Annotated in this window: 13 protein-coding genes and 1 pseudogene; 10 read left to right on the forward strand and 4 right to left on the reverse strand. The window is 58.6% G+C overall.

The genetic code is table 11. The features are described 5' to 3' along the window. Nucleotides 1–25: 25 nt before the first annotated feature. Entirely contained in the window at nt 26–2341 is a 2316-nt protein-coding gene (locus tag LJU29_RS02625) for a YgiQ family radical SAM protein (RefSeq protein ID WP_257111608.1), read from the forward strand. 51 nt (nt 2342–2392) lie between these two features. Here LJU29_RS02625 and LJU29_RS02630 read toward each other — a convergent pair whose 3' ends face one another. Next, nucleotides 2393–5137, reverse strand: a complete 2745-nt coding sequence (locus LJU29_RS02630) for a hypothetical protein (RefSeq protein WP_057422122.1) — start codon at nt 5135–5137, stop codon at nt 2393–2395. Nucleotides 5138–5410: 273 nt separating this feature from the next. Here LJU29_RS02630 and LJU29_RS02635 point away from each other — a divergent pair, with 273 nt between their 5' ends. The 4 genes from LJU29_RS02635 to azu all read left to right on the forward strand — a co-directional run bounded on the left by LJU29_RS02635 (nt 5411) and on the right by azu (nt 12767). Continuing rightward, nucleotides 5411–8689, forward strand: a complete 3279-nt coding sequence (locus LJU29_RS02635; protein WP_054077137.1) for a transglutaminase family protein — start codon at nt 5411–5413, stop codon at nt 8687–8689. An 89-nt stretch (nt 8690–8778) separates the two neighbouring features. Further along, a complete protein-coding gene (locus LJU29_RS02640; RefSeq protein WP_257111609.1) occupies nt 8779–11274 on the forward strand; it encodes a circularly permuted type 2 ATP-grasp protein in 2496 nt (831 codons plus the stop codon). Next, nucleotides 11274–12167 (forward strand): transglutaminase family protein, encoded by an 894-nt coding sequence (locus tag LJU29_RS02645; RefSeq protein WP_054996760.1) that lies wholly within the window; start codon nt 11274–11276, stop codon nt 12165–12167. Before LJU29_RS02640 ends, LJU29_RS02645 begins: the two co-directional genes overlap by 1 nt. A 153-nt stretch (nt 12168–12320) precedes the next feature. Beyond that, the gene (gene azu, locus LJU29_RS02650) at nt 12321–12767 is read left to right on the forward strand and encodes an azurin (RefSeq protein WP_257111610.1); all 447 of its coding nucleotides are present in this window, start codon (nt 12321–12323) and stop codon (nt 12765–12767) included. Nucleotides 12768–13234: 467 nt separating this feature from the next. Here azu and nadE read toward each other — a convergent pair whose 3' ends face one another. The 3 genes and pseudogenes from nadE to LJU29_RS02665 all read right to left on the reverse strand — a co-directional run bounded on the left by nadE (nt 13235) and on the right by LJU29_RS02665 (nt 16317). Continuing rightward, nucleotides 13235–14062 (reverse strand): NAD(+) synthase, encoded by an 828-nt coding sequence (nadE, locus tag LJU29_RS02655; protein WP_004654655.1) that lies wholly within the window; start codon nt 14060–14062, stop codon nt 13235–13237. A 26-nt stretch (nt 14063–14088) separates the two neighbouring features. After that, nucleotides 14089–15312 (reverse strand): annotated as a pseudogene (gene pncB, locus LJU29_RS02660) (nicotinate phosphoribosyltransferase). 99 nt (nt 15313–15411) lie between these two features. Next, entirely contained in the window at nt 15412–16317 is a 906-nt protein-coding gene (locus LJU29_RS02665) for a LysR substrate-binding domain-containing protein (RefSeq protein WP_010193576.1), read from the reverse strand. Nucleotides 16318–16822: 505 nt separating this feature from the next. On the opposite strand from LJU29_RS02665, the gene LJU29_RS02670 reads away from it, so the two are divergent. The 5 genes from LJU29_RS02670 (at nt 16823) to LJU29_RS02690 (ending at nt 21936) form a co-directional block, all read left to right on the forward strand. Continuing rightward, complete coding sequence (locus LJU29_RS02670) at nt 16823–17959, forward strand: branched-chain amino acid ABC transporter substrate-binding protein (RefSeq protein WP_054996597.1); 1137 nt, start codon at nt 16823–16825, stop codon at nt 17957–17959. A gap of 161 nt (nt 17960–18120) precedes the next feature. Next, nucleotides 18121–19035 (forward strand): ABC transporter permease subunit, encoded by a 915-nt coding sequence (locus LJU29_RS02675; RefSeq protein WP_002551844.1) that lies wholly within the window; start codon nt 18121–18123, stop codon nt 19033–19035. Nucleotides 19036–19037: 2 nt separating this feature from the next. Further along, nucleotides 19038–20351 (forward strand): high-affinity branched-chain amino acid ABC transporter permease LivM, encoded by a 1314-nt coding sequence (livM, locus tag LJU29_RS02680; RefSeq protein ID WP_002551845.1) that lies wholly within the window; start codon nt 19038–19040, stop codon nt 20349–20351. Beyond that, nucleotides 20348–21223: an ABC transporter ATP-binding protein gene (locus tag LJU29_RS02685; protein ID WP_005752799.1), complete on the forward strand. Its 876-nt coding sequence runs from the start codon at nt 20348–20350 to the stop codon at nt 21221–21223. Before livM ends, LJU29_RS02685 begins: the two co-directional genes overlap by 4 nt. Then, entirely contained in the window at nt 21220–21936 is a 717-nt protein-coding gene (locus LJU29_RS02690; RefSeq protein WP_003376368.1) for an ABC transporter ATP-binding protein, read from the forward strand. The genes LJU29_RS02685 and LJU29_RS02690 overlap by 4 nt, the downstream gene beginning before the upstream one ends. Nucleotides 21937–22235: the final 299 nt, after the last annotated feature.

Below are 22235 nucleotides of genomic sequence, written 5' to 3' on the forward strand. Positions count from 1 at the left end.
CAACGTGCAAACGTAGGTCCTGAACATGCAAGCAGCCAAGCCGTTATTTGACTATCCCAAGTACTGGGCCGAATGTTTCGGACCAGCACCTTTCCTGCCCATGAGCCGGGAAGAGATGGATCTGCTTGGCTGGGATTCCTGCGACATCATCATCGTTACCGGTGATGCGTACGTCGATCACCCGTCTTTCGGCATGGCGATCATCGGCCGTCTGCTTGAGTCCCAGGGCTTTCGGGTCGGGATCATTGCGCAGCCAAACTGGCAGTCCAAAGACGATTTCATGAAGCTCGGCGAGCCGAACCTGTTCTTCGGTGTCGCTGCAGGCAACATGGACTCGATGATCAACCGCTATACCGCGGACAAGAAAATTCGCTCCGATGACGCTTATACCCCTGGCGGCATGGCCGGCAAGCGTCCGGATCGCGCAAGTCTGGTCTACAGCCAGCGCTGCAAGGAAGCTTACAAGCATGTGCCTATCGTGCTGGGCGGCATCGAAGCTTCCCTGCGTCGTATTGCCCACTATGACTATTGGCAGGACAAGGTTCGCAACTCGATCCTGATCGATGCCTGCGCCGACATCCTGCTGTACGGCAACGCCGAGCGTGCGATTGTCGAAGTCGCTCAGCGCCTGTCCTACGGCCACAAGATCGAAGACATCACCGATGTGCGCGGCACCGCGTTCATTCGTCGCGACACGCCGCAGGGCTGGTACGAAGTCGATTCCACGCGTATTGACCGTCCGGGCAAGGTCGACAAGATCATCAACCCGTACGTCAACACCCAGGACACGCAGGCCTGCGCCATCGAGCAGGAAAAAGGCAACGTCGAGGACCCCAACGAAGCCAAGGTGGTGCAGATTCTTGCCAGCCCACGCATGACCCGGGACAAGACGGTCATCCGCTTGCCATCGGTGGAAAAAGTCCGCAACGACGCCGTGCTGTATGCCCACGCCAACCGCGTCCTGCACCTTGAAACCAACCCGGGCAACGCCCGTGCGTTGGTGCAGAAGCATGGAGAGGTCGACGTCTGGTTCAACCCGCCGCCCATTCCGATGACCACTGAAGAAATGGACTACGTGTTTGGCATGCCTTACGCGCGCGTCCCGCATCCTGCGTACGGCAAGGAAAAGATCCCTGCCTACGACATGATTCGTTTCTCGGTGAACATCATGCGTGGCTGCTTCGGCGGCTGCACCTTCTGCTCGATCACCGAGCACGAAGGCCGGATCATTCAGAACCGCTCCGAAGAGTCGATCATTCGCGAAATCGAAGAGATCCGCGACAAGGTGCCGGGCTTTACCGGGGTCATTTCCGACCTGGGCGGGCCAACCGCGAACATGTACCGCATCGCCTGCAAAAGCCCGGAGATCGAATCGGCCTGCCGCAAGCCGTCCTGCGTATTCCCGGGCATCTGCCCGAACCTGAATACCGATCACTCGTCGCTGATCCAGCTGTATCGCAGCGCGCGTGCCTTGCCGGGCGTGAAGAAGATCCTGATCGCCTCCGGCCTGCGCTATGACCTCGCGGTCGAGTCGCCGGAGTACGTCAAGGAACTGGTTACTCACCACGTAGGTGGTTACCTGAAGATCGCCCCGGAACACACCGAGGAAGGTCCGCTCAACCAGATGATGAAGCCGGGCATTGGCAGCTATGACAAGTTCAAGCGCATGTTCGAGAAGTACACCAAGGAAGCCGACAAGGAGCAGTACCTGATTCCTTACTTCATCGCCGCCCACCCGGGCACCACCGATGAAGACATGATGAACCTGGCGCTGTGGCTCAAGGGCAATGGCTTCCGCGCGGATCAGGTGCAGGCGTTCTACCCGTCGCCAATGGCCACTGCCACGGCCATGTACCACTCCGGCAAGAACCCTTTGCGCAAGGTCACCTACAAGAGCGACGCAGTCACGATTGTGAAGAGTGAAGCGCAGCGTCGTCTGCACAAGGCCTTCCTGCGCTATCACGACCCTAAAGGCTGGCCGATGTTGCGCGAGGCCCTTGAACGCATGGGCCGTGCCGATCTGATCGGGCCGGGCAAGGATCAACTGATCCCGTTGCATCAGCCGGCGACCGACAGCTATCAAAGTGCGCGCCGCAAGAACTCGACGCCAGCCGGCAGCCACAAGGTTGCCAAGAACGCGAAGACTACGCTGATCCAGACCCAGCATACTGGCCTGCCACCGCGTGGCAGCGATGGCAGCAAGCCGTGGGACAAACGCGAAGAGGCCAAGGCCGCCGCAATGGCGCGCAACAAGCAGGCCGCCAAGGAGCGCATGGATGCAGCCAAGGGTGGCAAGGGCAAAGGCGGCAAGCCAGCCCGCAAGCCTGTAGTGCCTCGCTGATAGCTATGGGCCGCAGGTACGCTTGTACCTGCGGCTCGGCTGTTCTTCAGGTCAGGTAGCCTTTTGCTCTTCAGCTTGAGGCTCCTGCGTGCCCATACTGGCGATCAGTCTGCGACTGTAACCCTTGCCTACGTTTATCGCCAAAAACTTCCAGGTGACGTGCTTCACGACGAATTGCGAGACGCCAGTCAATACTTTCCCCGTCACGTCAGGGGCTGGCCTGATATTGATCGAGGTGGTACCTCTGAGTGTAATGCGCGTTTTCATGAGCAATTTCGAAACATGAACTTTGCCAACTCGGGCTATCAGCTTTTTGCCTAAACGCGTGGCGACCTTTGCAGTACCTGCAAGCAGCTTTCCGGCGAAGCCACCGTACGGAATCATGTAGACCGTCAGCCCTAGTGCTCCTGCCCTCATGCGATTTTTCTCTCCGGACAGGAGGCTTTTGAATTCGGGCCAGGGCGTCAGAGATATCAGGATATTGGTTATCTCTTCGATAGCCCCGGGCGCGCTTTTGTCCTTTTCTATTTTGGTAATGCCTTTGCATTGTGCATAAAGGTCATCCTCATTAACGTAGAACAACTGGCTGCAGACAGTGCTGGCGATGCTGGCACAGCGTTTTGAAAACGTGGTTATGGGCATATGCAGGGCTGTCTCAGTGTTCGATGGGCCGAATGGCTCGCCAACAATTTCTGCAATCATGGTGGCGGTCGCGCCATCACGCGGTTCATCGCCGCGCAGGTAGGCGTTTTGATCAAACGGCAATGTTCTTCCCTTATTGACAATCACCGGCGTCGGGATTGTGGATGTCATCGTCCAGAACTCGATCCCGGGTACACCATTCTCGATAAGCGCCTTCAGATCAGGGCGATAACGCACCCTCATCAACAGCGGGAAAACTTCGTAGAACCTTGTTTTGCCTTCGTAGACAGCCTCAATGATAAAACCGGCGCGGCCTCGCAGTGGTTCTCGATGCTTCTCGGTTTCTGCAACAGCCATCAGGTCTTGGGTCGGTAGTCTGAGCGAGTAGAGTGATACGGCACCATTTTCGATGGCCAGGCGATGCTTGAAAGGCAGTTGAGTCAGCAACTTTTTAATGATTGTCGCGTAAGCCTTGCGGGCATCAGCCAGATAAGCCTGAAACTCATGCTCGAATTGTTGATTGATGTCTGGCAGCGCCTTGTACAGCAACTGCATTTCACGGTTTATGGGAAGTAGGCCTTCCGTGCTGTCGCGCCCCGGCAGTCTCCAGTCATCAATGTTTTCACCGGCCATGTAGACCTCCAGCAACGATGACGAATCGTGTTTTATGCCGTAAGCGTTATAGGGCAGATTGGATGCTGAGAGGGTGCCTTTATGATCGCGATAGACAGGCGTATGGCTTTTGCGTAGCACCGCCAGCCTGGGGCGTAGATCAATGGGCGGGAATGGATAATCTTCCTGCTCAAGTATCTGTTGAATTGCAGGCGTCCTTCGCGCTTCTGTCATGGCGACGATGGCCATCGCCTTGCGTTCTGGCGCTGTGCGAACCAGTGCATTCACAGCTTCAAGTGATTCGGTTTCGGATTCTTCGAACGCGCTGACTGCCTGTGCTATCTCTTGTTCGGAATAAGGCAGTTTGCCCTGAATACGGATATAACCGTTGGCCTGCGCCCATGCCAGAAGGATGGGCAGGCGGGTTGTAAGATAGGCTGCCTGCTGTTCTTCGGTGTCCATCTTTTTGTTGAAGATCACTGGCAGTTCGATCAGGTCGTCAAAGCTCATCCAGCGTGAAGAACCAAACTCGATGGCTTCCGCAAGGGTGACCCCATGCTGAAAATTGACCCACACTTCAGTACAACCATATGGCAGATCGTCGGGAACACCGTTGACCAGCCATTCAGGGCAGTTCTCCAGTGCCAGTACGAAGCGTGCGAGTATTGCTTCGTTGATCGACGCCGCTTTGCCCGTGTTGATCAGGTGGCTGTGCATATCGTTCAGGATGTCAGCGTGGCTACGCCCCAGGTCTTCTGTTTTGGAGAATGTGTAGCCGGCAATTTCTCCAGGCTTTCGATCCTCAGGTTGCTGAAGATCGCTGCTGATGGCATGCCATAAAATCCGGTCCATGAGTGTCATCAGGGACGCGGACGTTTCTCCCTCAGGCCGATCAAGTTGTGCCAGCAGCGTTCGTCCCAATGCCCTTGCCGGTCCGGATCTGAGAACCCGGGCCATAACCGCCACTGGGGAGTCCTGCACATCTGCCAGTGGACAGGAGGCAATGATTTCAGCACCCAGCTTGCTTAGCAGCGTGCCACCTTCGTTGCCCAGGTACTCGGTGCGGGCTCGTTTCAGGTCCTGCAGATTTTTCGGTGTCAGCATGGCCTTGATGTCGAACTGATCAATAAGCCCCAATTCCTGACTGGCGCGAAGTTCTGCCAGCGTATTGAGCAGGGTTTTGATTGCCGTTTTGTCAGGCGATGGTGGAAGCGACAACCCGTAGTTGTAGCTCAGCATCAATGCCAGGCTGACGCTGCCATCGCTGTCTATCTGAAACGGCAACTCCTGCTTTTCGGCTTGGAGCGGTGCAGGCAGAGCCGCTTTCTCAGCGCAGTATTCGCCGAATCCGGACGCTGGATCTGGCTTGATTCGAATGTCTTCAAGGCTGATAGGGGCATTGCTGCTCTGCATTACCGCAAGCAATGCTTTTCGTGTCGTCTCGTAGTCAGCACTTTCGGCCGGATCCATGAGGTCGATGTGAGCGTCGACAGCCGGGGTCGGTTCTGAAAGCGGTTGTTGCGCGGGATTTAGCTGTGTCATTACAAGTGCTCCGATAATGGTTAATCATTGGAGGACGATGTAATCAGGCATCAATCTGTCTGTGGCACTAAGTAAATATTGCGTGCGGGTCCAACCTTATTGCCCTGTGCGCCCCGTTTCCGTGCGACCCTTGCACCTTCAGTTCAGGCGAGCACAATTTTGGTGCTGCGCCTGATCGGGCGGGGAATGTCACTCTCGTTGGCGCACGACTTTGACCGGATGGCATAAGTCTTGCGCGGCTCAATTACCGTTCAGGCTCGCAGGAGGCACGCCGTGTCGATTCATATTGCCTTGCACCATGTCACGCACTATCGCTACGAACGCGCGGTCGAACTGGGTCCTCAGATCGTTCGCCTGCGCCCGGCCGCTCACAGCCGCACGCGCGTACTGTCGTATTCGCTGAAAGTCCTGCCCGAAAACCACTTCATCAACTGGCAGCAGGATCCTCAAGGTAATTACCTGGCGCGTCTGGTCTTCCCGGAAAAGACCAGGGAATTTCGCGTCGAGGTCGATCTGGTCGCCGAGATGGCGGTGTTCAATCCGTTCGATTTCTTTCTGGAGCCTTACGCCGAAAACATCCCCTTCAACTATGCCAGCGAAGAACAGCGCGAGCTGGCGCCGTACCTGGAAAAACTGCCGCTGACCCCAAGATTTCAGGCGTATCTGGACAGCATCAGTCGCGAGCCGATACCCGCCATCGACTTTCTGGTGGGCCTCAACCAGCGCCTGAGTCAGGACGTCGCTTACCTGATCCGTATGGAACCGGGTGTGCAGACCCCGGAATTCACCCTGGAAAACGCTTCAGGCTCTTGCCGTGACTCCGCGTGGCTGCTGGTGCAGCTGTTGCGCCATCTGGGTATGGCGGCGCGATTTGTATCGGGCTATCTCATCCAGCTCAAGGCCGATGTCGAGGCGCTGGACGGGCCGTCGGGCACTGATGTCGACTTCACAGACCTGCATGCCTGGTGCGAGGTCTATCTGCCGGGTGCTGGCTGGGTCGGTCTGGATGCTACTTCCGGCCTCTTTGCAGGCGAAGGGCATATTCCGCTGGCGTGCAGCCCGGAACCGTCTTCCGCAGCGCCGATCAGCGGTCTGGTCGAGCCGTGCGAAACCGATTTCAGCCACGAAATGTCGGTCGAGCGCATCTGGGAGGCCCCGCGGGTCACCAAGCCGTACACCGAAGAGCAATGGCAGGACATTCAGTCCCTCGGCCGACAGATCGACGCGGACCTGACGCGTGACGACGTGCGCCTGACCATGGGCGGCGAACCGACGTTCGTGTCCATCGATGATCGCGACGGTGCCGAATGGAACACGGCTGCGCTGGGGCCTCGCAAGCGCGAGCTGTCTGCCGAGCTGTTTCAGCGCATGCGCGCGCATTACGCGCCACTGGGGATCGTGCATTTTGGCCAGGGCAAATGGTATCCGGGCGAACAGTTGCCACGCTGGTCACTGAACTGTTTCTGGCGCAAGGATGGCAAACCGGTCTGGCGCAACAATGCGCTGATCGCCGATGAAACCCAGGATTACGGCGCTACCGGCGAGCTGGCCGGGCGCTTTCTGGCCAGCGTTGCCGAGCGTCTGAAACTACCGGCCCGTTTCGTTTTTCCGGCTTACGAAGACAATTTCTACTACCTGTGGCGCGAAGGCGCATTGCCAGTCAACGTGACTGCCGAAGACTCGCGGCTGGGTGATGAGCTGGAGCGCGCGCGTCTGCGCAAGGTCTTCGCTCAGGGGCTGGACAAGATGATTGGTCAGGTCCTGCCGTTGGCCCGTAATGCAGGCGGCGATAGCTGGCAGAGTGGCCGCTGGTACTTGCGTGACGAACACTGCCGTCTGGTGCCGGGTGATTCCGCGCTGGGCTATCGCCTGCCATTGGCCTCGCAACCCTGGGTCAAGGCGGCGGAGTACCCGTTCATTCATCCGACCGATCATAACCAGGACTTCCCGGAGCTTGCCGACAGCGACTCGCTGACCTCGGCGCTCAAGTCCACAGATATCGACGCCGAACGCTCACCGAAAATCGATGAGTCGGCCGACTGGCTGACTCGTACGGCGCTGTGTGCCGAAGCGCGCGACGGGCGTCTGTATCTGTTTATGCCGCCACTGCAAAAGCTTGAGGAATACCTTGAACTGGTGGCCGTGATCGAAGCGACCGCTGAAGAACTGCAATGCCCGATTCTGCTGGAAGGCTACGAGCCACCGAGCGATCCGCGTCTGTGTAACTTCCGCATTACCCCGGACCCTGGTGTGATCGAGGTCAACGTGCAGCCGTCCGCCAGTTGGGACGAGTTGGTCGAGCGCACCGAGTTTCTTTACGAGCAGGCGCGTCTCACACGTCTGACCACAGAGAAATTCATGATCGACGGCCGCCACACCGGCACAGGCGGCGGCAACCACTTCGTGCTGGGCGGTGCGACACCGGCGGATTCGCCGTTTTTGCGTCGTCCAGACCTGCTGCGCAGTCTGATCAGCTATTGGCACAACCATCCTTCGCTATCGTATCTGTTTTCCGGCCTGTTCATCGGCCCGACGTCCCAGGCACCACGCATCGATGAGGCGCGCAACGACTCGCTTTATGAAATGGAAATCGCCTTCGCACAGATGCCGGAGCCTGGTGAAGAAGTCGCGCCGTGGATCGTCGATCGTCTGTTGCGCAATCTGTTGATCGACGTCACCGGCAATACCCATCGCGCCGAATTCTGTATCGACAAGCTGTACTCGCCCGATGGTGCGACCGGGCGTCTTGGCCTGCTGGAGCTGCGTGCCTTCGAGATGCCGCCGCATGCGCGCATGAGCCTGGCGCAGCAGTTACTGCTACGCGCACTGGTGGCGCGTTTCTGGCGTGAACCCTATGCACCGGCCAAGCTGGCACGCTGGGGCACGCAATTGCATGATCGCTTCATGCTGCCGCACTTCATCGAGCAGGATTTCGCCGATGTGGTCGCCGACCTCAACTCGGCAGGCTACCCGGTGCAGGCCGACTGGTTCTCTGCGCATTTGGAGTTTCGCTTTCCGAAAGTGGGTGATTACGCCGTCAATGGCATCGAGCTGGAGCTGCGGCAGGCGCTGGAGCCCTGGCACGTTCTGGGTGAAGAAGGCTCGGCCGGTGGCGCGGTGCGCTACGTCGATTCGTCGCTGGAGCGCTTGCAGGTGCATCTCAGCGGGCTACCACCGCAGCGCTACGTATTGACCTGCAACGGCGTCGCGGTGCCTTTGCAGCCCACTGGACGGGTTGGCGAGTTCGTCGCGGGTGTGCGTTATCGCGCCTGGCAACCGGCCAACTGCCTGCAACCGACCATCGGCGTCCACGCGCCACTGGTTTTTGATCTGCTCGACACCTGGATGCACCGCTCGCTGGGTGGCTGCGAGTATCATGTCGCCCATCCGGGCGGCCGTAACTACGAAACCTTGCCGGTCAACGCCAACGAAGCGGAAAGTCGTCGCCTGTCACGTTTCTTCCGCATCGGTCACACCCCGGGCAAACTGGACGTTCCGTCGCTCAACATTAACGACGAGCTGCCGATGACGCTGGATATGCGTCTGCATTAGAAAAACAGTGGCTCTGTGCGTCAGATGCACACGGACGTGACATCTGACTGCACTAATCTGAAGTCCTTACGTTGCCTGCCGAGCCTTCCATGCCCGACCTGCTTGACCATTACCCGCTGTCCGAGGGTACTTACCACGAAATGCTCGATGCCGACGGTGCCGTCCGCCCGCACTGGCGTCGTCTGTACGAACACATGCAACGCAGCACCTCGGCGCAACTGATCCAGCGCCAAGCCTTGCTGACCCGGCAGATCCAGGAAAACGGTGTCACCTATAACGTTTACGCCGACCCCAAAGGCGCGGACCGCCCATGGGAGCTGGACCTGTTGCCGCACATCATTGCGGCCGATGAGTGGCAGCACGTGGCGGCAGGTATTGCCCAGCGTGCACGGCTGCTCAACGCGGTGCTGGCGGACCTTTACGGCCCGCAGACGCTGATTGCCAATGGCCTGCTGCCCGCTGAACTGGTATTTGGCCATAACAACTTTCTGTGGCCGTGTCAGGGCGTAAAACCTCCCGAAGGCACGTTCCTGCATATGTACGCGGTCGATCTGGCACGTACCCCGGACGGGCGCTGGTGGGTGACTGCCGACCGCACCCAGGCGCCTTCGGGTGCTGGTTATGCACTGGAAAATCGCCAGAGCGTCGCGCGTGCCTTGCCGGAAACCTATCGTGACCTGCAAGTCCGGCACCTCTCGGGTTTCTTCGACGCATTGCAACAGACGCTTGCCCGGCAGGCACCGACCAGCAGCGAGGCGCCTCTGGTGGTGCTGCTGACGCCGGGGCGTTTCAACGAAAGTTACTTCGAGCATTTGTATTTAGCGCGGCAGTTGGGTTATCCGCTGGTCGAGGGCGGCGATCTGACCGTACGCGATGCCACTGTTTACCTGAAAACCCTCAGCGGCTTGCGTCGGGTTCACGCGATCATGCGCCGTCTGGACGACGACTTCTGCGATCCTCTGGAATTACGTACCGATTCCGCGCTCGGTGTGCCGGGGCTGCTGGAGGCTGTGCGTCAGGGCAATGTGCTGGTCGCCAACGCATTGGGCAGTGGTGTTCTGGAGTCGCCTGGCCTGCTGGGCTTTTTGCCGAAAATCAGTCAGTACCTGTTTGGCGAAGATCTGATCCTGCCATCGGTCGCAACCTGGTGGTGCGGAGAACCGCCCGTGCTGGCGCAAGCGCTGGAGAAACTGCCCGATCTGTTGATCAAACCTGCATTTCCTTCGCAGCACTTCGCCCCGGTGTTCGGTCGCGACTTGAATGAGGAGCAGCGCAACGCGCTTGCCCTGCGCATGCAGTCGCGCCCCTATGCCTACGTCGCCCAGGAGCTGGCGCAGTTGTCTCATGCACCGGTGCTGCAGGCCGATGGTACCGGTTTGCAGCCGCGCGCCATCGGCATGCGTGTCTACGCAGTGGCCAGCCTTGACGGCTATCGCGTGCTACCGGGCGGCCTGACCCGAGTGGCCGCCGAAGCCGATGCCGACGTGGTGTCGATGCAGCGCGGCGGTGCGAGCAAGGACACCTGGGTGCTGGGCGAACGCTCGCACCTTGGCGAGCCCTGGAAGGGGCAGCGCACGCTGGGTGTCTATGACCTGATTCGCCGTGATCCTTACCTGCCGTCGCGGGTGGTGGAGAACCTGTTCTGGTTCGGGCGTTACTGCGAACGTTGCGACGACAGTGCTCGCCTGCTGCGCATCATGTTGACGCGCTATGTCGATGACGACGATCCCCTCGCGTTGCAGGCGGCCGTCGCGCTGGCCGAGAGCCTGGGCATGCTGCCCGAAGCCGAGGAGGGCGAAGAGTTGAAGGATCGCCTGCTGGTTGCTCTGCTGGGCGACGAGTGGCCGTTCAGCCTGCGCGCCAATTTGCAGCGTTTGCAGTGGGCCGCTTCGCAAGTGCGCGGCAAGCTCTCACGGGAAAACTGGCAGGCGCTGGTGGAATTGCAGCGCGAAGCCTCAAGCCTGGAAACCGAAGAGCCGGATTTTGGCGAGCTGCTGGCTTTTCTCAACCGTCTGGTGATGTCTCTGGCAGCGCTTTCCGGTTTTGCGCTGGACGACATGACCCGCGACGAAGGCTGGAGCTTTTTGATGATCGGGCGACGTATCGAGCGCCTGAAGTTTCTCAGCACCAGTCTGGCAGCGTTCTTGCGCGGCTCGGCAGTCTCGGAGAAAGCCGGGCTGGAGTGGTTGCTGGAGCTGGGCAACAGCAGCATCACTTATCGTTCGCGGTACATGGCCGTGCCGCACCTGATTCCGGTGCTGGACCTTTTGTTGCTTGATGAGCAGAACCCGCATGCGGTGCTGTTTCAGCTCAAGCTGGTGCAACGCTCGCTGCGCCGCCTGAACGACGAGTTCGATGCGCCGCGTGACAGCAGCCTGGCGGTGCTGGCTCAGCGTCTCGCCGCATTTGACCTTGGCAGTCTGGAGAACCCGCTGTTCGGTCAGAGCAGCATCGACGCTGTTCTCGACGGGCTGGCCGATCTGCTGCAGAGCATTGGTGACAGCAGTGGGCAGGCCTCCGACCGCCTGGCGCTGCGCCATTTTGCTCACGTCGATGACGTCAGCCAACGCACGGTATCTGTCTGATGAGCGCCTTCTACCAGATTTTTCATGACACGCATTACAAGTACGACAGCCCGGTTTCGCTGGCTCAGCAACTGGCGCATCTCTGGCCGCGCAGCAGCCCGTGGCAGCGTTGCACCGAGCAGGCACTCGAGATTTTTCCGGAGCCTACCACGCGCCGTGATGAGCTGGATGTGTTCGGCAACCCGCTGACCCGACTGGCGTTCGAGCGTCCGCACGACGAGTTGCAAGTCAATGCGCGGTTGCGTATCGAGGTCATGGAGAAGCCGTTTCTGGACTTCAATCTGTCGCCGGAATGGGAAGTGACCCGCAGTGCGCTGACTTACAGCGCCAAGCCGATGACTGCTGATATTCTGGAGGCCTGCCGCTATCGCTTCGAATCCCCCTATGTTCACCTGAAGCGTTCGTTCGTCGAATTCTCGCAGGTCTGTTTCCCGCCGGGCCGCCCGTTGTTGCTGTGCGTACAGGCCCTGATGGAAAAGATTTTCGACGAATTCACCTTCGATGAAGAGGCGACTCAGGTCGCCACGCCCCTGGTGGAAGTGCTGGAGCGGCGACGGGGGGTGTGTCAGGACTTCGCCCACTTGATGCTGGCGTGCCTGCGCTCTCGAGGTCTGGCCGCGCGCTACGTAAGTGGCTATCTGCTGACCCAGCCACCACCGGGCCAGCCCCGCTTGATCGGTGCCGATGCCTCGCATGCCTGGGTATCGGTGTTCTGTCCGGCTTCTGGCTGGGTCGACTTCGACCCCACCAACAATGTGCAACCTGCGCTGGAGCACATCAGCCTGGCCTGGGGACGGGACTTTTCTGACGTCTCGCCTTTGCGCGGCGTGATTCTGGGCGGCGGCACGCATGATCCCGATGTCCGGGTGACGGTGATGCCGGTCAGCGCCTAATTACCTGCTCCCGTGAATCGTTCTTCAGAAGGGCGCTCCGTCGCGAGCGCCCGAGGGACCATTTGACGCACGTCCTTGGAACCCCGGCCCTGATCGGGCACTCTCTTCTTACGTCAGTTATCACGTTAATCAAGTCCTGCCCTGGAGATTCAAATGATTCGCAAGCTTGTAGCGATTTCGCTGTTGTCGTTGGCCAGTAGCCAGTTGCTGGCTGCCGAGTGTTCGGCCACAGTCGATTCGACCGATCAAATGATGTACAACACCAAAGCCATTGAGATAGACAAGAGCTGCAAGGAATTCACCGTCAACCTGACGCACTCCGGCAGCCTGCCGAAGAATGTCATGGGCCATAACTGGGTGCTGAGCAAGAAGTCCGATACCCAGGCAATCGTTACCGACGGCATGGCTGTCGGCATCGACAAGGATTACCTGAAGCCCGACGACAGCCGCGTCATCGCCCACACCAAAGTCATCGGCGCTGGTGAAAAAGACTCGGTTACCTTTGATGTATCGAAGCTGGACCCGGCACAGGAATACCAGTTCTTCTGCACATTTCTAGGGCACATCAGCATGATGAAAGGCGCTGTGACCCTGAAGTAACGACACGCCCCCGAACGAGGACGCGGAGCGTCCAGAACGGCATGCCGACGCAGAGCGTCGCACGATAGTTGAGATTATCGTTCCGCACGCTGCAGCGTGGGGATGCCTTGGTTGACGCTCCGCGTCGCAGATATGCGCCGCGCCGCAAACGCAAGACCAGACGCAGAGCGTCGCACGATAGTTGAGATTATCGTTCCGCACGCTCCAGCGCGGGGATGCCTTGGTTGACGCTCCGCGTCGCAGATATGCGCCGCGCCGCAAACGCAAGACCAGACGCAGAGCGTCGCACGATAATTGAGATTATCGTTCCGCACGCTCCTGCGTGGGAATGCCGTGGGTGACGCTCTGCGTCACAGAACTGTGCCGCGCCGCACATTCAGAAACGGACGCAGAGCGTCCAGAAAGGCGTACCCACGCGGAGCATGGGCACGATGGTGTTGCTGCTCTCTCGTTCCGCACGCACCCACTCACGGCGCGTACGGCAGCTCGCGTTTGTGCTGGGTCTTGGCGTAGGTTTCGCAGATGATCTTGAAGGCTTCCTCACGTACTGGTTCACCGTGCAGGAAAGCGTCGATCTCGGCGTAGGTCACGCCGTGCGAGGCTTCGTCCGGTTTGCCGGGGGACAGGTCTTCCAGGTCCGCCGTCGGTACTTTCTCGACCAGTGATTCCGGTGCGCCGAAATGGCGGGCAATAGCGCGTACCTGGTTTTTCACCAGACCGCTCAACGGTGCCAGATCGCATGCGCCGTCGCCGAACTTGGTGAAGAAGCCCATGACCGCTTCGGCAGCGTGGTCAGTACCGATCACCAGACCCTGATAAGCGCCGGCGACGGTGTACTGCGCGACCATGCGCATGCGCGCCTTGGTGTTGCCGAGAACGAAATCCACCGAGCTGGCTGGAAGACCGTCAAACGCCTTCACCTCGGCAGCCAGCGCCTTGACGCTGCTACCGATGTTGATGGTATGGCGCTCGTCCGGCTCGATGAAGTCGACCGAGGCCTGGGCTTCGTGCTCATCGGCCTGCACGACATAGGGCAGACGCACGGCGATAAAGCGGTAGCTGTTATCGCCTGTGCTCGCGCGCAATTCCTTCACCGCACGCTGAGCGAGCAAGCCGGCCGTCAGTGAGTCGACCCCGCCGCTGATGCCGAGCACCAGGGTCTTGAGCCGTGCGTTCTGCAGGCATTCCTTGATGAAACTGACGCGGCGGGCGACTTCGGCCTGTAGCGCGTTCTGGTCCGCGAAAGGTGGCTGGACCTTGAGCTGTTCAGCAATCTGGCGCTGTACGGCGTGCATGATTCACTCCTCGTAAATAGGACAATTCAAGCTGGTTTTTCAGGGCTCGGCAAATCCGGCACCTTGAACACATGTCGCAGGTAGGCGACAAAGTTCGGGTCCTTGCACTGCGTCTTGCCGGGCTCGTCGGAAATCTTTGCCACAGCCTGACCGGCGCATGCGGTCATTTTCAGCACCATGTTCATGGGCGCGATGCCGGGTATGTCGGCGGTCAGGTTGGTGCCGATCCCGAAGCTGACATTGATGCGTCCGCGTAACGCCCGGAAGATGTCGAGTGCCTTGGGCAGGTTCAGCCCGTCGGAAAACACCAGCGTCTTGCTCATCGGGTCGATACCGAGCTTCTGGTAATGCGAGATGCATTTTTCGGCCCACTTCACCGGGTCGCCCGAATCATGGCGCAAACCGTCGAACAGTTTGGCGAAGTACAGATCGAAGTCATTCAGGAATGCGTCAGTGGTGATGCAGTCTGTCAGCGCGATCCCCAGCAGGCCGCGGTACTCGCGGACCCAGCAATCAAGCGCGGCGATCTGACTGTCGATCAGGCGCGGTCCCAGCTGCTGATGGGCCATGATCCATTCGTGAGCCATGGTGCCCAAGGGTTTCAGGTCAAGCTGACGGGCCAGATGAACGTTGCTGGTGCCGACAAACTGGCCTGGGAAATCGTTTTTCAGGACGCCAAGCATTTCTTCCTGCACACGATAGGAAAAACGCCTGCGCGTGCCGAAGTCCGCCACTTTCAGCTCGGCCAGTTCATCGGCCGTGGCATGAGTGGTCAGCCATTCGAACTTGTCATACAGACGATCCCGCGCCTGACTGAGCAGGGTGTCAGGATAGCGGTGTCGGTTACGCACCTCACTGACGATCGCCAGCAGTGGCACTTCGAACAGAATGACGTGCAGCTAGGGACCGTGCAGACGAATGCACAGCTCATCGTTTTCGATGCTGGTTTTCACATAGCGGGTGTTAAAGCGGAACAGTCCCAGAAACCTCAGAAAGTCCGGTTTTATGAACGTGATGCGCTCCAGAAAAGCCAGGTGTTCCGGGCTCAGGGACAGCTCGCACAGCAACTCGATCTGGTGTCTGATCTCGTCCAGGTAGGGGCGAAGATCCTCCCCGTTGCGGCACCGAAACTCCCACTCAACGTCGACGTTGGGGTAGTTGTGCAGCACCGCCTGCATCATGGTCAGCTTGTAGAAATCGGTGTCGAGCAGGCTTTGCACGATACGATTTGAAAAGGCGCTCTCGCTCATTGAATCGGGCTCTCCAGAGCAGCCGGATAATGTCGGACCCGCGACTTCCTGTCTGTCACCACGGAAAGCTCACGGCCGGATGGGTGGGCATTGTCGCCCTTAACGGGCCGGTTGATCCAACTGTTCCAGCATCCACTGCAGAAAAACCCGGATTTTGGGCACGTCGGCAGTGTGTTCCGGATAGGACAGGTAGTACGCACTGTTAGTGCTGGGCAATGCGTAATCCCATGCAATTACCAGCTTGTTCTCTGCCAGTTCTTCCTCGACCAGAAAGCGTGGCAACAGCGCGACACCGCAGCCGACCTGTGCGGCGCGGATGCACATATAGAACGTCTCAAAACGCGGCCCGTGATAGCTATGGTCGGTGTGATAACCCTGGCTTTCGAACCATTCGTGCCAGGCCTCGGGGCGGAAGGCATTCTGTAGCAGGACCAGTTCGCTCAACTGAGTCGGGTCGCTGAGGGGTTCAACCGGCAGGCTCTCGGGTGAACACACCGCTACCAGTTCTTCGCCAAACAGCTTCACGCTTTCCGCGCCCGGTATGGCGGCCTGACCGAAGTAGAACGACACGTCGCAACGTCCTTTGATCAGGTCGTCAGACTCCTGTTCGTTGATCAGGTCCAGGTGAATATGCGGATGACGCAAGCGCCAGCCCTTCAGGCGTGGCACCAGCCACCGGGCACCGAACGTCGAGGGCGTGGACACCCGCAGTACCTCGGTTTCTCCGCCGTAAGAGCGCAGGAAGTGAGTGGACATCTCTATCTGGGTCAGGATCTTGCGCACTTCGGCCAGATACAGCGCCCCGGCTGGCGTCAACTGCAAACGGCGGCGGACGCGCTGAAACAGCAGGTGCTGAACCAGCTCCTCAAGCTGCGCAACCTGTTTGCTGACGGCGCTCTGGGTCAGGTTGAGTTCTTCGGCCGCGCGGGTGAAGCTCAGGTGCCGGGTCACCGCCTCAAAGCATTGCAATGCGGCTATCGAGGGCAGATGACGTTTGTTCAGCATGATGGTTTCTCTGTTCGAGGCGCGAGGGTGCAGACACGGGCACTATGAATAATCGGAATGATATCTCGCTTAAAGGTCGTTTGTCGGTCGCATGCGGGAAGGTTATTACTGCGCTTGCGTGACGTGTGTTTCAGATTAAGGCGTTGATTCCGGCAGTTGCGGCTGAATCCGCTAGCCTCAAATGGTGCGTCTCGTAGCGTTCGCGCACCGGGCGTGTGCAATTCGGTGACGCGTGTTGTTACAGGTGGGTTGTCCAAAGGTATTGGGTCGGGTTGCTATTTGATCCGGCTTGGGTTGCCCTTTTTATGGGGAGGGTTGCACCTTTGGCGTCTCAAGCGGTTGTACGGCCTGCGACTTGAGCAGTCGTGTTACTGAATGGCTGGAAACGCATGACATTTTCAATAAGGAAAAAGTGATGGCACGAGCCTTGCTCTAAGCAAACGCGTATCCGGGCAATCATGTAACCGCACTGCTAATTAAAAAAATATCCTCAGGAGCACCACTCATGTCGCATACGTTTTACAGGAAAGGTTTTCTGGCAATCGCAGTGGCAACTGCATTGGGCGTGTCTTCGTTTGCACAGGCGGACGTGAAAATCGGTGTTGCGGGTCCGATGACCGGCGCGAACGCATCATTTGGGCTGCAGTACATGAAAGGTGCGCAGGCTGCGGCCGACGCGATCAACGCGGCGGGCGGTGTGAACGGGGAAAAAATCGTGCTGGTCGCGGGCGATGACGCCTGTGAGCCGAAACAGGCCGTGGCAGTGGCCAACCGTCTGGTTGACCAGGACAAAGTGATCGGCGTGGTCGGGCACTTCTGCTCGTCGTCGACCATTCCTGCTTCAGAGGTTTACAGCGATGCGGGAGTAATTGCCATCACGCCGGGTTCGACCAACCCGACGGTGACCGAGCGTGGCCTGAAGGAAATGTTCCGTATGTGCGGTCGTGACGATCAGCAAGGTGTGGTCGCCGGTGATTACATCGTTGATGTGCTCAAGGGCAAGAAAGTCGCGGTCATCAATGACAAGGACACCTACGGTAAAGGGCTTGCTGATGCCACTGCCAAACAACTGGTAGCGCGTGGCGTGAAGCCGGTACTTGAGGAGGGTCTGACCCGAGGCGAAAAGGATTTCAGTGCGCTGGTAACGAAAATCCGTTCGACCGGTGCCGACGTTGTGTACTTCGGTGGCCTGCATCCGGAAGCCGGTCCACTGGTTCGCCAGATGCGCGAGCAGGGCCTCAAGGACGTCAAGTTCATGTCTGATGACGGTATCGTGACTGACGAACTGGTCACCACTGCCGGTGGTGCGCAATACGTAGACGGCGTGTACATGACCTTCGGTGCCGACCCGCGCGTACTGCCGGACAGCAAGGCAGTCGTGGACCAATTCCGCAAGTCTGGTTACGAGCCTGAAGGCTATACCCTCTACGCGTACGCTTCGATACAGGCCCTGGCTGCCGGTTTCAATGGTGCCAAATCCAACAAGGGCGACAAAGCCGCAGAGTGGCTTAAAGCGCACCCGGTCAAGACCGTCATGGGTGAAAAAGCCTGGGATGCCAAAGGCGACCTGAAAGTTTCCGACTATGTTGTTTACCAGTGGGACGCCGCCGGCAAATACAAGCAACTCGAAAAACAGAAGTGAGATAGACCTCGTGTCAGTTCTGCCCGGCAGACGCTGACCCGGTGATGGGCTCGCCCATGAGCGAGCCTGCATCTCTTTTATTGTTTTCGGACCTGTCGGTCGCACCTCACGAGGGTGTGATCGGCGGGGTGCTGAGCTGCCTTTCAGTGTGAGCGTGCGTGATGGATGGGATCTTCCTGCAACAAATGGTCAACGGACTCACCCTCGGGTCTGTCTATGGCCTCATCGCCATCGGCTATACGATGGTCTACGGCATCATCGGCATGATCAACTTCGCCCACGGCGACGTTTATATGATTTCCGCCTACCTGGCCGCTATCGGTCTGGCGGTTCTGTCTTTCTTCGGACTGGAATCCTTTCCATTCCTGATTCTCGGCACACTGGTCTTCACCATCGTGGTGACGGGGGTATACGGGTTTGTCATCGAGCGCGTGGCCTACAAGCCGCTGCGCAACTCGACCCGGCTGGCACCGCTGATCAGCGCCATCGGTATTTCCCTGATCCTGCAAAACTACGCGCAGATCAGTCAGGGCGCTCGCCAGCAGGGCGTGCCCACGTTGCTTGAAGGTGCGTGGCGCTTCGAGATTGGCAGCGGCTTTGTGCAAATTACCTACACCAAGATCTTCATTCTCATCGCCGCTTTTGTCGGCATGGGCGTGCTGACCTACATCATCAAATACACAAAGCTGGGCCGCATGTGCCGCGCCACGCAGCAGGACCGCAAGATGGCGTCGATTCTGGGCATCAACACTGATCGGGTCATCTCCTACGTGTTCATCATCGGTGCTGCCATGGCGGCGCTGGCCGGTGTGCTGATCACCATGAATTACGGCACGTTCGACTTCTATGCCGGCTTCATCATCGGCATCAAGGCGTTCACTGCCGCAGTGCTGGGCGGGATCGGCTCGCTGCCGGGTGCCATGTTGGGCGGCTTGATCCTGGGGGTTGCCGAGTCGCAGTTCTCCGGCCTGATCAACTCCGATTACAAAGACGTGTTCAGTTTCGGGCTGTTGGTGCTTATCCTGATTTTCCGTCCTCAAGGCCTGCTGGGTCGCCCACTCGTGGCGAAGGTATAAGTATGTCCGCTCCTGTTGCTGCTCCTGTCGTCAAACCTGTTGAAATCAAGAAAAGCCTGATAGATGCCGTGGTTGCGGGGCTGCTGGCGCTGATCGTGTTCGGTCCCATCGTCGGGATAGTGCTCGATGGCTACAGTTTCAACCTGCAACCCACCCGTGTGGCCTGGCTGGTGGCCGTGGTCATGGTCGGTCGTTTTCTGATCAGCCTGTTTCTGCAAACACCCAAAGGCATACGTGTTTCCCAGAGCTTCGAAAGCTCCGACTCCGGCGTGCATGTGCTCAAGCCTGATCACAAATCCCGCCTGTACTGGATCATTCCGCTACTGATCGTGATTGCCATCGTGTTTCCGATCTTCGCCAACAAGTACATTCTGACCGTGGTTATCCTCGGGCTGATCTACGTATTGCTGGGGCTTGGCCTGAATATCGTGGTCGGCCTGGCCGGCCTGCTCGATCTGGGCTACGTGGCGTTCTATGCCATCGGAGCCTATGGCCTGGCGCTTGGCTATCAGTACCTTGGCCTGGGCTTCTGGTCGGCGCTGCCGCTGGCGGCAATTGCGGCGGCACTGGCCGGATGTATTCTGGGCTTTCCCGTGTTACGCATGCATGGCGATTATCTGGCCATCGTGACGCTGGGGTTCGGGGAAATCATCCGTCTGGTGCTGAATAACTGGCTGTCGTTCACGGGCGGCCCGAACGGTGTGCCGGTGCCGTCACCGACCTTTTTCGGCCTGGAGTTCGGCCGTCGTGCCAAGGATGGTGGCATTCCGATTCATGAATATTTCGGCTTCGATTACAACCCGGACCTGAAATTCCTGTTCATCTACACCGTGCTGTTTCTCGTCGTGCTGGCCGTGTTGTTCATCAAGCATCGTCTGACTCGCATGCCGATCGGCCGCGCCTGGGAAGCCCTGCGCGAGGACGAGATCGCCTGCCGTTCGATGGGCCTCAATCATGTTCTGGTCAAGCTCTCGGCGTTCACCATTGGTGCTTCGACGGCCGGGCTGGCTGGAGTTTTTTTCGCCAGCTATCAGGGCTTCGTCAACCCGACGTCGTTCACCTTCTTCGAGTCTGCACTGATTCTGGCGATTGTGGTGCTGGGCGGTATGGGGTCGACCGTAGGGGTGGTTATCGCTGCGTTCGTGCTGACCGTTGCGCCTGAACTGTTGCGCAGCTTCTCCGAGTACCGCGTGCTGCTGTTCGGCATCCTGATGGTGTTGATGATGATCTGGCGCCCACGCGGGCTGATCCGCATCAGCCGTACCGGCGTCAAACCGCGCAAGGGTGCGCTGGTGACAGAAGGAGGTGCGCGATGAGCAATGAAGTGATTCTTTCCGTCGAGCACCTGATGATGCACTTCGGCGGCATCAAGGCTCTCAGCGATGTCAGCCTCAAAGTTCGCCGCAACTCTATCTTCGCTCTGATCGGCCCCAACGGCGCAGGCAAGACCACCGTGTTCAACTGCCTGATCGGCTTCTACAAGGCCACAGGCGGACGCATCGAGCTGCACACCCGCGACAAGACCACCAATGTGATCAGGCTGCTGGGCGAGCCGTTCAAGGCGACCGACTTTGTTTCGCCTAGAAGCTTCTTCAGCCGGGTGTACTACAAAATGTTTGGTGGTACCCATCTGGTCAACAGGGCAGGGCTGGCGCGTACGTTTCAGAACATTCGTCTGTTCAAGGAAATGTCGGTCGTTGAAAACCTGCTGGTTGCCCAGCACATGTGGGTCAACCGCAGCCTGATCAGCGGGATCCTCAACACCAAAGGCTATCGCAAGGCTGAAGAGGATGCGCTCAATACGGCGTTCTACTGGCTGGAAGTCGTGGACCTGGTGGACTGCGCCAATCGTCTGGCCGGAGAGCTGTCCTACGGGCAGCAACGTCGTCTGGAAATCGCCCGGGCCATGTGCACGCGTCCGCAGGTGATCTGCCTGGATGAACCGGCTGCCGGTCTCAACCCGCAGGAAACCGAGGCGCTCAGCGGCATGATCCGCCTGCTGCGCGATGAACACGACATGACCATTGTGCTGATCGAGCACGACATGGGCATGGTGATGGGAATTTCCGACGATATTGTGGTGCTCGACCATGGCAACGTGATTGCCGCGGGCGGGCCGGAACAGATCCGCAACGATCCGAAAGTGATTGCTGCGTACCTGGGCGCTGATGAAGAGGAGCTGGTATGAGCAAGCCGATCCTCGAACTGAAAGAGATCGATGTGTTTTACGGGCCGATTCAGGCTTTGAAGAAGGTCTCGCTGCACATAAACGAGGGCGAAACAGTCAGCCTGATCGGCTCCAACGGTGCAGGCAAGTCGACGCTGTTGATGTCGATCTTCGGCCAGCCGCGCGCCGCCAGCGGGCAGATCATCTATCAGGGCACCGACATCACCCAGAAGTCCTCGCATTACATCGCCTCCAACGGCATTGCGCAGTCGCCGGAAGGGCGGCGGGTGTTTCCCGACATGTCGGTCGAGGAGAACCTGATGATGGGCACCATACCGATTGGCGACAAGCATTCGGCCGAAGACATGCAGCGCATGTTCGAACTGTTCCCCAGGCTCAAGGAACGCCGCAACCAGCGCGCCATGACCATGTCCGGAGGCGAGCAGCAAATGCTCGCCATCGCCCGTGCGCTGATGAGTCGTCCCAGGCTGTTGTTGCTTGATGAGCCGAGCCTTGGGCTGGCGCCGATCATCGTCAAACAGATCTTCTCGACCCTGCGGGAACTGGCAGCGACTGGCATGACGATCTTTCTGGTCGAGCAGAACGCCAACCATGCGCTGAAGCTGTCTGATCGCGCCTACGTGATGGTTAATGGCGAGATCCGGCTGTCCGGCACAGGCAAGGAATTGCTTGTAAATGAAGAGGTCAGGAACGCTTATCTGGGCGGACACTGAGTTCGTCAAAACCCTGCCGTTTTCGACGCGCGCCCCGAATGTGCAAACATTCGGGGCGTCACTTTTTGCGATTGTGGAAAACAATTTTGACGGGTCTGCCAAGTGCGACATAAAACCGCTGCAAATGGTTGTTTTGTCACCGTTTTGACTTGTTCAGGTTTACTGTGGAACCGGCTGTTAATAACTTGGGAGTATGTGCCTGAAGCCCTTTATGCATAAGGCTTGCAGGCGATTGATTAAATTTTGATCAAGGGTTTTCGACCGGTTTTCAGGGGTGTTTGTCAACAGTATTGAAGCTG

The sequence above is a fragment of the Pseudomonas ficuserectae genome, from assembly GCF_024584585.1.
Taxonomy (GTDB): Bacteria; Pseudomonadota; Gammaproteobacteria; order Pseudomonadales; family Pseudomonadaceae; genus Aquipseudomonas; species Aquipseudomonas amygdali.